The organism is Chryseobacterium sp. II3a (assembly GCF_057815135.1).
This window is the reverse complement of record NZ_JBYPZJ010000001.1, coordinates 1,013,706-1,026,926: the sequence shown is the minus strand read 5'-3', so window position 1 is coordinate 1,026,926 and position 13,221 is coordinate 1,013,706. Positions and strand designations below refer to the sequence as shown.

At 35.8% G+C, this 13,221-nt stretch carries 12 protein-coding genes; 3 read left to right on the top strand and 9 right to left on the bottom strand.

The annotated features are described in order from the left end of the window. The 7 genes from AC3HD6_RS04525 to AC3HD6_RS04495 all read right to left on the bottom strand — a co-directional run bounded on the left by AC3HD6_RS04525 (position 1) and on the right by AC3HD6_RS04495 (position 5,803). Positions 1–633 (bottom strand): DUF4141 domain-containing protein, encoded by a 633-nt coding sequence (locus AC3HD6_RS04525; RefSeq protein WP_430807433.1) that lies wholly within the window; start codon positions 631–633, stop codon positions 1–3. Positions 634–652: 19 nt separating this feature from the next. Next, positions 653–3,160 (bottom strand): TraG family conjugative transposon ATPase, encoded by a 2,508-nt coding sequence (locus AC3HD6_RS04520; protein WP_488895285.1) that lies wholly within the window; start codon positions 3,158–3,160, stop codon positions 653–655. After that, the gene (locus AC3HD6_RS04515; protein ID WP_488895284.1) at positions 3,157–3,489 is read right to left on the bottom strand and encodes a DUF4133 domain-containing protein; all 333 of its coding nucleotides are present in this window, start codon (positions 3,487–3,489) and stop codon (positions 3,157–3,159) included. Before AC3HD6_RS04515 ends, AC3HD6_RS04520 begins: the two co-directional genes overlap by 4 nt. 12 nt (positions 3,490–3,501) lie before the next feature. Further along, positions 3,502–3,807 (bottom strand): DUF4134 domain-containing protein, encoded by a 306-nt coding sequence (locus AC3HD6_RS04510; protein ID WP_488895283.1) that lies wholly within the window; start codon positions 3,805–3,807, stop codon positions 3,502–3,504. A gap of 193 nt (positions 3,808–4,000) precedes the next feature. After that, positions 4,001–4,624: a hypothetical protein gene (locus tag AC3HD6_RS04505; RefSeq protein ID WP_488895282.1), complete on the bottom strand. Its 624-nt coding sequence runs from the start codon at positions 4,622–4,624 to the stop codon at positions 4,001–4,003. A gap of 11 nt (positions 4,625–4,635) precedes the next feature. Next, positions 4,636–5,031: a DUF3408 domain-containing protein gene (locus AC3HD6_RS04500; protein WP_488895281.1), complete on the bottom strand. Its 396-nt coding sequence runs from the start codon at positions 5,029–5,031 to the stop codon at positions 4,636–4,638. Then, entirely contained in the window at positions 5,021–5,803 is a 783-nt protein-coding gene (locus AC3HD6_RS04495) for a ParA family protein (protein WP_488895280.1), read from the bottom strand. The genes AC3HD6_RS04500 and AC3HD6_RS04495 overlap by 11 nt, the downstream gene beginning before the upstream one ends. A gap of 662 nt (positions 5,804–6,465) precedes the next feature. Between AC3HD6_RS04495 and mobA the strand changes: the two genes are divergently transcribed. The 3 genes from mobA (at position 6,466) to mobC (ending at position 10,294) form a co-directional block, all read left to right on the top strand. Then, positions 6,466–6,909: a conjugal transfer protein MobA gene (mobA, locus tag AC3HD6_RS04490; RefSeq protein WP_488895279.1), complete on the top strand. Its 444-nt coding sequence runs from the start codon at positions 6,466–6,468 to the stop codon at positions 6,907–6,909. Continuing rightward, positions 6,906–8,192: a conjugal transfer protein MobB gene (gene mobB, locus AC3HD6_RS04485; RefSeq protein WP_488895278.1), complete on the top strand. Its 1,287-nt coding sequence runs from the start codon at positions 6,906–6,908 to the stop codon at positions 8,190–8,192. Before mobA ends, mobB begins: the two co-directional genes overlap by 4 nt. Positions 8,193–8,293: 101 nt before the next feature. Then, positions 8,294–10,294, top strand: coding sequence for a conjugal transfer protein MobC (gene mobC / locus AC3HD6_RS04480; protein WP_488895277.1), 2,001 nt, complete (start codon positions 8,294–8,296; stop codon positions 10,292–10,294). A gap of 47 nt (positions 10,295–10,341) precedes the next feature. On the opposite strand, the gene AC3HD6_RS04475 is transcribed toward mobC, so the two are convergent. After that, on the bottom strand, positions 10,342–11,187 hold the full coding sequence (locus AC3HD6_RS04475; protein ID WP_488895276.1) for an RteC domain-containing protein: 846 nt from the start codon (positions 11,185–11,187) through the stop codon (positions 10,342–10,344). Between the two features lie 43 nt (positions 11,188–11,230). Beyond that, the gene (locus tag AC3HD6_RS04470; protein ID WP_488895275.1) at positions 11,231–12,919 is read right to left on the bottom strand and encodes a helix-turn-helix domain-containing protein; all 1,689 of its coding nucleotides are present in this window, start codon (positions 12,917–12,919) and stop codon (positions 11,231–11,233) included. Positions 12,920–13,221 lie beyond the last annotated feature (302 nt).

Below are 13,221 nucleotides of genomic sequence, written 5' to 3'. Positions count from 1 at the left end.
TTACCAGTATTTTTGGTTAGATGTTCCATACAAATCCAATACTCTTTTGGTATTGTTCTGCTTTTTAGCTCTCAGATAGCTCACTGAAATATTTTTGTTGGTATAGTATCTGACAAGATTATGGTATTCCTTGACCTCTTTGTACACTCGATCAATGACATCCATTCTTTCTTTATCATTTAAAGAAAGACCATTAGAGGTAATAATTTCTTTCAGTTCTTTAAGTAGCTCAGTACTTTCAGTGAGTAACGCAGAATAACCATTGGCTATGGAAGATAATTCCTGTGCATTAAAATTCGGGTCATTCAGCATTTTACCGAAATTATTGACATACATCTCGGAAACATCCCCTACAAGCAAAACAGTCTGTTGCACTTTTCTGGCATCTTTTACCAAATTATTGATCGCTTTCAGCTTATCGTAATATTCCTTGCCTTGTTCGTAAACTTTCTTTACTTCATTAAAGTTTTTTACTACGTTCGATACGGTTGATGAAGTCTGCACAATTTCATTGGCAGAGTTTAAAATACCTGATGCAAGATTAGCAGGATCGGTAACGACAAATTGTGCTTTTGCAAAGGTGAAGGTGGCGAAGAATGCCACCACTACTATTTTAATAATTAAATTTTTCATTGTTGTAAATAGGTGTTGATTAATTGTCTTTGGTTGATTTGATTCTTTTTAGAGAAATCCTCTTGATGGCATGCTCGACATTGCCATCAAGTTCTGATGCAAGATTCATTACTTCCATCTTTTCTGTCTCTTCGGTGGTGTACGCAAGATATTCCTCAGTTGATACTTCTGTGGCATACACCGCCGAGTGCGTTCCACCCAATCCGATCCAAACCTCTTTGTACAGTTGCTTCGGATCATTGTTCATATTGATAGATAATACCTGAGATTTTTCTTTATCCGTTAGTCCGAGCATTGCCTGAATGTCATCGAACTTATTCATGTATTTTCGCTGATCCAGAAGAATCTTACAGTCTGAATTATTAATGATGCTTTCCTTTACAATAGGTGACTGAATAATATCATCGACCTCCTGAGTCACTACAATGGCTTCTCCGAAAAACTTTCTGACAGTCTTGAACAGGTATTTGATATACTCTGCCATCCCCTCTTTGGCAATTGCTTTCCAGGCTTCTTCAATGAGAATCAGTTTTCTAATTCCTTTCAATCTTCTCATCTTATTGATAAAAACTTCCATAATGATAATGGTCACAATGGGAAACAGAATCTTATGATCTTTAATGGCATCGATTTCAAAAACAATGAAACGCTTGGACAGCAGATCCAGCTGCTTTTCGGAATTGAGCAGGTAATCATATTCCCCACCCCTATAATAAGGCTCCAATACATTGAGAAAGTTGGCAATATCAAAGTCTTTTTCCCTGACTTTTTTCTGCTCCAACACTTTTTGATAATCCTCCTTGACATAATCATAGAATCCATTAAATGAGGGATGTTGCTCGTTGGTCTTAATCATTTCAATATAGCCGCTTACCGCATTGGACAATGCTACTTCTTCTGATCGGGTTGGCGGTTCATCATCTCTTTTCCATAAGGTGAGAATCAGCGTTTTAATACTTTCACGCTTTTCGATATCAAAAACTCCATCATCAGTATAAAATGGATTGAAGGCAATTGGATTGTCCTCTGTATAAGTGAAATAGACTCCATCCTTCCTTTTTGTTTTAGCTTTGATCAGTTCACACAATCCCTGATATGAATTTCCGGTATCGACAAGCAGAACATGAGCTCCTTGCTCATAATACTGTCTGACCATATGGTTCGTGAAAAAGGATTTGCCACTTCCTGAAGGTCCAAGGATAAACTTGTTCCTGTTTGTAATGATTCCCTGTTTCATGGGAAGATCTGAAATATCTAAGTGGATCGGCTTCCCTGTGAGGCGGTCTGCCATCTTGATTCCAAAAGGAGAAGGAGAATCCTGATAGTTCGTTTCCTCAGTAAAGAAGCAAAGTGCCGGCTCAATAAATGTGTAGAAACTTTCCTCACTCGGAAAATCGCCTGCATTTCCGGGAATTCCTGCCCAGTACAGAGTGGCTGTATCCGTAGTGTTATGACGAGGCTTACATTCCATCAAAGCTAAAGCACTTCCTGTATCGTTTTTTATTTGCTTCAACTCAGCCGAATTATCAGACCAGGACATCACATTAAAGTGGGCACGTATCGATTGTAAACCAAAAGAATGTGCTTCATTCAAATACTTTTCAATCCATTCCTTATTGATCTGATTGGCTCTGCTATACCTTGCCAGGGAATGCATATTTCTTGCAGATTTTTCAAACTTAGACAGGTTTTCATCACTGTTGTCAATAAACAAATATTGATTATATAGGTGATTGCAGCTTAGTAGCAGCCCTACTGGAGATGCAAAAGACAGCAAACAGTCACTACGGTCTGTACTTAGCTTTTCATATCTGCTGTGAGATGAAACAGTACCGGGCAAATCATCGGTATCCGATAAGGTATGCATACTGAGACGGTTGTTGCCGATCCGCATTTCTTCCGAGCCTAGCTTAATATCCTGTAATGATGGATAGGTTTCACGAGATAAAGTGAGATACTGTTCCAGAAGTCCTGATTTTTCTGCAGTACCTGAAATTTCATCCTCGGTCATTCTTTCCAAATGGATATAACCACTATCATTCATAATCCGCTCAAGCTGATCGACAGCCTCCAGAAAACGGCTGATTACCTCTTTGTCCTTAATCTCCTTTGGAATCAGTTTGCCTTTACATAAAGATGAAAAATTACTCTGCATCCGTATTCTTTCCTTGGAGGTCTTCGTAATGAACAGATAACAATAATGATTTAAAAAAGGTCTTTCATTGAAATGCCTTTCAAAAGATTTGGAAAGAAAGCTTTGATCTTCTCTCGAAAGATCAGGATTATAATTTTCCTTGATAAACCAGTCCTGTTTATGAACGACGGTATAGTCAGGAAGCGTTTTAATCGCCTTGAACCATGCTGAATGAATTGCTTCATACTCAGCCGAGGCAATCGTAAATAATTCTGGAAGTCTGACCTTAAAACAAACCGTAATGTCTGCATCTTTTGAAATAATGCAATCATTTTCTATAGCAAGCAGTGGAAATTTACTCTCCAACGTTGCCGATTTAGAAGAATTTCTCATACTGAAGTTTTTTTACGGTTAGTGTGCAGATAGCGGTAAATACTCTTGCGACTAATGATATATTTGGGATGTTTTTTCTGAGCTCCCATTTTCATCAGACCATGCTCTCCGTATTTTCCATTCAGGGCGAAAGTCTGCCAGATCAAAAGACCACTACTGGCTCCACCTATGACCAAACACAAATAAGTATTGACACCAGCCATATACATGATCATCATGCAGACCAGTAATCCTAACAAACCACCTGCGAAAATAAACAGGTATTGTGCCTTCAACCCTTTGAACTCTACCGTCCGTCCTATTCCCTTATTGATATGATATATATTCATAATCGAAGATTTTTAAAGGAAGAATGAACGTAGGATGGTAGCAGCTACAATCAGGAATATACATGCACCAAACCAGCTGGCAGCTGTTTTACTGGTGTCGGGATCTCCACTACTGAACTTATTGTAAACCTTGACGCCTCCAATCAATCCGACTACCGCACCAATAGCATAAATTAATTGGGTAGCCGGTTCAAAATAAGAGGTGACCATCTGTGTGGCCTCATTGATTCCGGCACTGCCATTACCTTGTGCAAATACACCTGTATTTAGGAAAAGTGCCAAACTTGCATACAGCAGTTTTTTTCTCTGTTTCTCCATTTTTTAATATTTAAATTGGTTAATGAGACCCTGCTCCCTGCAGGATTCAGGAGCAAATGTGCTGTGGAAAAACCGGCTAATTTTTAAGTGTCTGCAATAGGTATAATTTGGCTTTGGATGACCTTTTCTTCAGTTTTTTGCATAAAAAAATCAGACTTTTCAGTCTGATTCATACAAAAAAAAGGGAGTCTGTTTAAACAAACTCCCCAATATCAAAACCATCCAGTCCTTTATGAAGTTGAGAAGAGATTGGCGTCCCATCATTCTGATAATTTTTACTCAATAAATGATCTACTCTTCTTGACGCTTCTCCCAATGATTTTTCTAAAAGATTGAAAAGCTCGGTTCCTTGAATTTTTTGAATAATATAGGCTGCTTCATTTTCAACATCAGGATCCAATACATCCTGTTGGAAAAACTGACTCACAGTATTCAATTCCTGAAAGGTAACCCCCGTGGCAAAACCGCTTTCAACTTCTATTTCCATCTCATCAACCCAGTCCTCTTCCTTTTCTTCCCAGACTTCACTTCTGACTAATATTTGATCCAAATTTTTCTTCAGATCGTTATTGTCAAATCCTTGGCTGTTGGTTTCTGATTCAAAAATAGGCACCCCCATTTTATTATTTTCACTCTGGCGTTGATCAGCATATGATGGCACTGATTGTCTCTCTTCTTTTTTTGTATCTCCAATAATAGAAGGCAAATTAAACTGAGTATACTTTTTTTCTTCCTGAGCTTTTCTCCGTGATAACTTCTTTTCCAGGAGAAGTAAAACTATAATAATTAATAAACCTATGATGACAAGTTGTTCCATAACTATTCATATTAAAAAATGGGACGATATTTACTATTGAAATCATCTGTAATTTCTTTTTCAAACATTCCGAAATGATAGGCCAAAATATTATCCAAATACGCATATAAAGGGATCTGGTCATCTGCAATGATTTGGATAATGCGGGAAAGACGCTCATGATACTCTGCCCGTATATAAATACTCTTATCCCCACGTTTAGTCATCGTATGATAGGTAAGGAATTGCTCAACGTATGTAATTTCCTCATTTTTTTTATTTCTCGATTTCTGCCTTACCATCAGTTTTTCTTTTGGCTGTTCTGATTCAAGGATTGGCGATTCTTTCTTTGTATTACCAGCCATGATGGACATCAGATAGTGTTCATCTATACTATTATCTTCCATCTTCTTTTTTTCATTTTCCATACTCTTGTACCTTGATAATTTGTAAAAGCTCTTCCATAAATTGATCAAACCGACATAAAGACATTAATTTGGGATCAGCCGGCAGCAGTGTAGAACGAAAAATTGTTTTAGTCAGCGCCTCACCCTCTTTACGAAATCTTTTGCTATCAGTAATGGTAGTTTCCATGAGCCGCAGCCCCAATTCTTTAATCACTTGGCTATAATTATTATATAAAACAGTCTTTTCTCTTCCATCAACCTGATTCCAAAATAGTTGAATACTTTTAATCTCTGTATATTTTTCTTTCATTAAAACATTGGTCAGAACATCTGTAAAACTTAAGGTACTTTCCAACACTAACCGATCTGCTGTAATCGGCGAAAAAATATGATGGACACTGGCTAATGTTTTTAAAATACCTGCAGTATTCACTGTTCCCGGCAAATCTAAAAAAATAAAATCAGGAGCAGTATCCAACTCGTCTAAATATTGCTCAATCTCTTCCAGCACTGTATCAGCTTTTGATTGAAAAATTGGATAGGCTTTTTTATTAATGGTTGTAAATTGCTGATGAGCCATTTTCTTTAACGCTTCATTTTTCATCACTGTCTTTAAATCCCGTTCACGCATTTGGATCAGACTGTACTGCGGAAAATCGCAGTCGAAAATCGCCACATTATAGCCTAAGCGGTAATGAAGAATACTTGCTGTAAGCACTGTAAAAGTACTTTTTCCTACTCCTCCTTTTTGAGTGGAGAAAGCAATAATACATGGTCTTTTTTTTGTGTTCATATTTCCTAATTTTTGAGTTAAACTTCAATTAATTAATTGTTTACTATTGTACTAAAGTGTAGTGATTGGATGCCATCAGCATCACTGGCTGGCTATCTTGATCGACTGAAAACAACCCATCACTCTATCTAGATTTAAATCAATCAATCAATCAATCAATCAATCAATCAATCAATCAATCCTGAAAGAAAGCTGTATTTCCAGCCCTATATAAGTTCTGACGGGTTTCGTGCCGGCTCTCTTGATTTCAGGCCTGCAGGCTTTCAGGAAACTGAGCAAGACCTTTTGATGGCACTCCGGATAACTTCCCTGTACAAATAACACGTATAAAATTGCTGCTAAAAGGTGATATTCTTTCTTTGGCGTGATATGTCATTGTTTGGCTTTATGATATACAGAGCATTCATTATCAATTGATTGTTACTTTGTAAAAGAAGCCGATGTTGATTTAGAATTAAAGAGTCTTTACAATGCACTCCTTTGTATACGAGATTTCAAGAGATCAAATCCACTATAATCTTAGGAGTTATCCTTTCACCCGAAAGGGGCAAGTTGTGTTTTGAGCATCTCGGAATGATTTCCGATGCTAAAAACAACTTGCCCTTGCAGGGAGCAGAAAAACAACCTCCGAAGTCGGTGTTTATATATTAAAGTAGAAGATTATGAATGATAAAAACAATGAAGAACAGAAAAAGGGAGGAAGACGACCTAAAGTTGATCCTGCCAAGATTAGATATACCATCTCTTTGAATGAAGTCGAGCATTCCCGATTTCTTGAACTTTTTGATCAGTCAGGAATGAAGGTTAAAGCTCATTTTATAACGTCATGCATCTTTGACAAACCCATAAAAACTATAAAAATTGATAAGGGAAGTTTGGATTTTTATATGCGTTTGACTTCTTTTCATAGTCAGTTTCGTAATGTAGGCGTCAATTACAATCAGATCGTAAAGATTCTTTACATTCATTTTTCTGAAAAGAAAGCAGCATCTTTTCTGTATAAGTTAGAAAAGCAAACGGTAGAAATGATTGAAATTTTTAAAAATGTCATTAAGATTACCGAAGAATTTCATCAAAAAAATCTACAAAATAATAAGGTAGAATGATCGCAAAAATTGGTAGAAGCAACAATCTTTTTGGAGTTTTGTCATACAATAATACCAAGATACAGCAGGAGAAAGGAGAAATTCTTTTGACCAACAAGATGATAGAAACCCTGAATGGACAATATTCTGTGCTACAGTTGATGAAATCATTTGAACCTTATTTGATCGCTAATCAAAAAACTGAAAAGCATACACTGCATATTTCTCTTAATCCCGATCCGGGCGACCATGTTTCTGATCAAAAATACACAGAAATAGCGGAGCAGTATATGCGTGAGATGGGTTATAGTGAGCAGCCTTTTGTGGTATTCAAACACACTGATATTGATCGTTCCCACATCCATATCGTTTCGGTTTGTGTAGATGAAAATGGTAAAAAGATTTCTGATCAGTTTGAAAAAATGAAGTCGATGAAAATCTGTAGGGAATTGGAAAAAGAATTCGGACTTCAACCGGCAACTGAAAAACAAAGTCAGCAAACTGAGAAAATTTTTCATTCTGTAGATTACAAAAAAGGTGATGTTAAAAGTCAGATTTCTTCGGTCATTCGCCATCTCCCTGAATATTATCAATTTCAAACATTGGGAGAATACAATGCATTACTTTCTCTCTATAATATTACTACAGAACAGATAGAAGGTGAATTGCATGGGATATTGAAAAGGGGTTTATTATATTTTCCTTTATCTGATGATGGAAAAAAGACAGGACATCCACTTAAAGCTTCTCTATTTGGGAAAACAGCCGGGCTTGAAAGCTTACAATTACATTTTGAGAAATGTAAACTCAATCTGAAAAATAATCCCACACAAGAAAGTCTAAAATCTCTTATTCTTAAAACTTTTCAGTCCACAAATAATGAGTCTGATTTTAAAAGAAAATTAGCTCAACACCATATTGATACGGTCATTCGGAGAAATGAAAAAGGAAGAATTTATGGGGTAACATTCATAGACCATCATTCTAAAACAGTCTGGAATGGATCACGGTTAGGAAAAGAGCTTGCTGCCAATAACTTTAATGACTGTTGGAATAGGAATATCAACCCAGAGATAAAAGAGCCAGAAGTATCAAGTCCCAAACTATCTACGTCGCATCCTGCTGATATGCCTCTAAAAAATCCACACCATCTGTTCGAATTCTTAACGACAGGTAAACAAGAAGACAACTGGGTTGAGTCACTTGGAGGTCTATTGCCCCAATTACAAGGAGAAGATTACGAAGGACAAAGCTTTGTCAACGAAATGATGAAAAAACGCAAACGCCAAAGAAGTCAGAAATAATATATAGCCAGGCACGGCAACAAAAAGCCAGGTACTGCCAAATTACTATAACAATTTTGTAAAGCCTCTAAATTCATTCCTGAACAGTAAGACATGAAATCATGCAGGGAGAGGATGACTTAAGAGGGCTCGCCAAGATAATGGCCTTTATGCGTGCAGTCAGTATTCTTTTGATACTGATGCATCTTTATTGGTTTTGCTATCGTTTCTTTTTGGAACGGGGTTGGACGTTGGAAATCATCAATAAAATATTAGCAAATTTCGACCGAACGGCAGGCCTGTTTTCACATCCCCTTTACACCAAAGTATTTGCAGTGGTTTTGCTGGCTTTGAGTTGTTTGGGAACTAAAGGGGTAAAAAATGAAAAGATAACCTGGTCAAAAATTTTCTTAGTAATAAGTATTGGCTTTGTGCTTTTCTTCCTCAATACACCGTTGCTAAATCTATCTCACGAAACAGCAATATTCCTCTATTTCATTACGATCTCATTAGGTTATATTGCCTTATTAATGGCCGGCGTATGGATGAGCCGATTGCTTCGCACCAATCTTATGGACGATGTATTCAACAACGAAAATGAGAGTTTCTGGCAGGAAACCAAACTGGTAGAAAATGAGTATTCCATCAATCTCCCTACTCAATTTTATTACAAAGGAAAATGGAACAAGGGATGGATCAATATTGTTAACCCTTTTAGAGCTTCAATTGTGCTGGGTACTCCAGGCTCGGGAAAATCTTACGCTGTTATCAACAATTACATAAAGCAGCATATAGAGAAAGGTTTTAGTATGTATATCTACGATTTTAAATTCGACGACCTTTCATCCATTGCCTACAATCATTTACTGAAACACAGCGATAAATATAAAGTAAAGCCGAAATTTTACATCATTAATTTTGATGATCCACGTAAAAGCCACCGATGTAATCCGTTAAATCCAAGTTTCATGACAGATATTTCGGACGCTTATGAGGCTGCTTATACCATCATGTTGAATCTCAATCGAAGCTGGATACAGAAGCAGGGAGACTTTTTTGTCGAAAGTCCAATTATTCTTTTGGCAGCAATTATCTGGTTTTTAAAAATTTACAAAGAAGGGATCTATTGTACATTTCCGCACGCTATCGAACTGCTGAATAAAAAGTATGAAGATGTATTTACCATATTAACTTCATATTCAGAGTTGGAAAACTACTTGTCTCCTTTCATGGATGCCTGGCAGGGAGGTGCACAGGATCAACTTCAGGGTCAGATTGCATCTGCAAAAATTCCATTATCGAGAATGATATCTCCACAGCTTTACTGGGTGATGACAGGAGATGATTTCTCTCTGGATATTAATAATCCTAAAGAACCAAAAATATTATGTGTAGGAAATAATCCTGATCGTCAGAATATTTATTCTGCAGCTTTGGGATTGTATAATTCTAGGATTGTAAAGCTTATTAATAAAAAAGGCAGGCTTAAAAGTTCAGTGATCATAGATGAGTTACCTACTATTTATTTTAGAGGGCTAGATAATTTAATCGCAACAGCAAGAAGCAATAAAGTCTCAGTTTGTCTTGGATTCCAGGACTTTTCTCAACTGACCAGAGATTATGGGGATAAAGAAAGTAAGGTTATTCAAAACACCGTTGGAAATATTTTCAGCGGCCAGGTTGTGGGTGAAACCGCAAAAAGTCTTTCGGAGCGTTTCGGAAAAGTACTTCAAAAAAGACAGAGCATGTCGATTAACAGAAACGATACCTCAACGTCAATTTCAACACAATTAGATAATTTAATTCCCGCTTCTAAAATTTCAACCCTAACCCAAGGATTTTTTGTGGGTGCGGTTTCAGATAATTTTGATCAGAGAATAGAACAAAAAATATTTCATTCTGAAATTGTTGTAGATAATGCAAAACTTTCTTCCGAGCTGAAAGATTATCATCCGATCCCACAAATTCGTTCTTTTGATGATGAAGATGGTGAAGATCGTCTGAAGGCAGAAATAAACAAAAATTACAAGAATGTTAAAACCGATATTCTTAGCATTATCACGGATGAGATGAATCGGATAAAAAATGATCCGGGTCTCCAGCATTTGATTAAAGAAGATTAAATAATGAAACCTCAAATACAATAAGATTTGAGGTTTTATCTATTACATTACTCATTATCATTGTTCATAAAGTAGTGATTCAAATTGTCACTCACCAATTGAAGGAATTTGGTGGGTCCCTTCTTTCGGTTACGAATTTCAAATATGGTTTTATGGAAATTGCCAAGATCACAATCCAATGACTTTTCTGTAAATTTTATGACTTCGCTTAATTCTATATTACCCCCGTTAAAACAACGCATCTGGTAAAGAGCATAGATAAGCTCTATAAGCCCGACCTTTGATCCCGACCAGTTAAGAGGAGAAAGTACTTTAGATGTTGTACCTTCATTGAAGCCTTCAATCTGCTTTTTTAAATACTGATCAAATTGCTGATTGGAAATAAATCGGGCAATCATATGATCATGTGATGTTGTAAAACATGGGTCATAGTTATAGAACCCGGAAGATAGCTTCATTTTCAAATCATAGGAGTTACGTACAAATATTTTATGATCAAGATAGGTCGCTTCCCGTTTATAATAACTATAGAATTCAGAATGCTCTGTATAAAAGTTCCTGAGTTTCTCCTGTTCAGCCTCATAGTACTTTTTTACTATTTTATTTCCTGTGGCCGGCTTATGGGACTCGATGTCCAGTACAGCAGAGTAATAAATGAATTTCGAGATAAATTGTGGTTTTAGCTTCTTAAAAAAATACACCTCTTCAGCAATATGATCAAAATGATGGTTGGAAACCAAAAGCTTTAACTTTCTTATGGACTCATCAATGATGAGTAAAGCCTTTTCTGAAATCTTGATAAGATTGTTTCCATCAGCACAGACTTCATTAATTTTTAAGTCCATATCTTCCAGCAATTGTGAAGTTCGTTTAAAAATAGTTTTTGTTACCATGTCCTTTTTTAAGGAATTTACAAAGATTACAGCTAAAAAGTATTTATTCAATTTTAAGTTCTTGTTTTCTTTTGCGAATAAAATCGGTTGGTCTTAATCCATTGACTTCATAAAAAAGGTCTGAAAAATGCTGGCGAGTTGAAATACCAGATTCTTCAGCGAGAGCTTCAATCGTATACAGGAGGTATTTCCTTTCCGAATTTAGTAGGTGTGTGATATAGGAAATTCTAAGCCCATTGATATAGGTCTTAAAATTTTCACCTTTATTTTCATTGATAAAAGTTGAAAGATATGATGTATTAGTGTTCATTTTAGTGGCTAATATTCCTAACGTTAACCCCCTTTGCTTAAATCCGTTTTCGATTTCAAATTGCTGAAGTTTTTGATCCAATTCTCTATAAAGTTCCTCAGGAAGAACTGTTTTTATAGGATTCCCACTAGCATTTTGCTTATCAATAATTAATGCATCATATTTCTTATTATTTAATCTATCCTGCATTAGCAGATATTTCAATTTTATATGTTGTTCCTTCTGATACTTCAAAATAAATAGACAGAGAAAGAATATTGTTGACACAATAAATACAAGCATGTACATCATACGTCGCGAACTCATTTTTTCCAATCTGTTTTTACTTTCGGTAAGCAATCTTTCATCATACTCCCGGTGTATTTTTGATGATAGGTAGGTGAAGTCTTTGCCAATAAGCTTATCAACCTTCAATAGCTGCTTGGTATAATATAGCTGATTTTCTTGATCCCCTTTCTCTGAATAATACATTATAAGATCTTCATATGCTGGTCTTACTTCAGGTAGAATAAATGTATGCCGATTGAAAATGGAATCAACCTTCTTAAGATAATAAACTCCTTTATTCTCATTACCAGGCATATGGTTTTTCCCCAGATAGTAATAAATAACAGATAACCACGAAAAATCATTCGATTTTACCATCTCTTGTAAAGCTGCATTTAAATCATGGATACTTCCTGCATAATTTTTATGATGATATGCCGAAATGCCGCGGCATTTTAACAGATAGCTTTTTTCAAGTAAAAGGTTATCCTGATCTGCAAGATGTCCTAAAGCATCTTCAACAAGGTCATCAGCTATATCATATTGCTTAAGATTTCGATAACAGATCACCATTTGATGAATAGAATTAAAATAACCTCTTTTAAAATTGAATAAGGTATTTGGATGATGTTTTTCTTTACTCTTTTTTTCAAAAAAGGTGCTGCATTGTTTAAACAGCTCTAAAGCTTCCTGATAAAATCCCAAATAGCTTTTTACAACACCCAGATGGTATATAATTTTTTGATGTAAATACTCATCCTTACCATTTTTAGAGTATTCATAAGCTTTTAGATACTCTGCCAAAGCAGGTTCATATTTTTTTAGGTTAAAGTAGTAAAAGATTCCTTTGCCCAAATAGGCATCCCCGATAAGTTCCGGCTGCTTTGACCTCAATGCTACATAGATAGTACTATCTGCATAGGAAAGTTTTCCTTCGTTGGACGGAGTGAAATATACAGCAAACTTATAAGCTTCCGAAAGCCTTGCAAAATCAGAATCCTTCTTTGCTTTTGATATATAAATATTTAAATACCTGAAAGCCGTCGAATCATTCTTTTTAAGATTTTCATATTGACTTCTGAGCCAAACATAATCATTCCTGTTTTCCTCTGCATGGAAACCATTCCTGGAAAAAAACAGCAACAATATTATCATGATACATTTTGAGGCCGCCATAGTGATTAGTTTTTAGCTGAAAGAGTCAAATTTAGCCAAAAAAAGACAACTAAAGCCACATAACTAACTAAATCACAATAATGTGCAGTATTCATTATCAATCATTCACCAATAAAGAGATTTTAAAGATTTATAACCGTCATCATTTATAAATGATGACGTCTTCTTTTGAAAAGCTGATCCAATATCACTTTTTTTATAGTCCGGTTTCAAAATACCTTTGGTTTAAGAATTCTAATAAATACCCCCGACCGGTTGGGAATAACTTAAATCAATATTAA

Bases quoted from the DNA above. Each gene is read 5' to 3' on its own strand.
- AC3HD6_RS04500 (WP_488895281.1), bottom strand. From the start codon at position 5,031: ATGGAAAATGAAAAAAAGAAGATGGAAGATAATAGTATAGATGAACAC.
- AC3HD6_RS04515 (WP_488895284.1), bottom strand. From the start codon at position 3,489: ATGAATATATATCATATCAATAAGGGAATAGGACGGACGGTAGAGTTC.
- AC3HD6_RS04470 (WP_488895275.1), bottom strand. From the start codon at position 12,919: ATGATAATATTGTTGCTGTTTTTTTCCAGGAATGGTTTCCATGCAGAG.
- mobA (WP_488895279.1), top strand. From the start codon at position 6,466: ATGAATGATAAAAACAATGAAGAACAGAAAAAGGGAGGAAGACGACCT.
- AC3HD6_RS04510 (WP_488895283.1), bottom strand. From the start codon at position 3,807: ATGGAGAAACAGAGAAAAAAACTGCTGTATGCAAGTTTGGCACTTTTC.
- mobC (WP_488895277.1), top strand. From the start codon at position 8,294: ATGCAGGGAGAGGATGACTTAAGAGGGCTCGCCAAGATAATGGCCTTT.
- AC3HD6_RS04475 (WP_488895276.1), bottom strand. From the start codon at position 11,187: ATGGTAACAAAAACTATTTTTAAACGAACTTCACAATTGCTGGAAGAT.
- AC3HD6_RS04505 (WP_488895282.1), bottom strand. From the start codon at position 4,624: ATGGAACAACTTGTCATCATAGGTTTATTAATTATTATAGTTTTACTT.
- mobB (WP_488895278.1), top strand. From the start codon at position 6,906: ATGATCGCAAAAATTGGTAGAAGCAACAATCTTTTTGGAGTTTTGTCA.
- AC3HD6_RS04525 (WP_430807433.1), bottom strand. From the start codon at position 633: ATGAAAAATTTAATTATTAAAATAGTAGTGGTGGCATTCTTCGCCACC.
- AC3HD6_RS04520 (WP_488895285.1), bottom strand. From the start codon at position 3,160: ATGAGAAATTCTTCTAAATCGGCAACGTTGGAGAGTAAATTTCCACTG.
- AC3HD6_RS04495 (WP_488895280.1), bottom strand. From the start codon at position 5,803: ATGAACACAAAAAAAAGACCATGTATTATTGCTTTCTCCACTCAAAAA.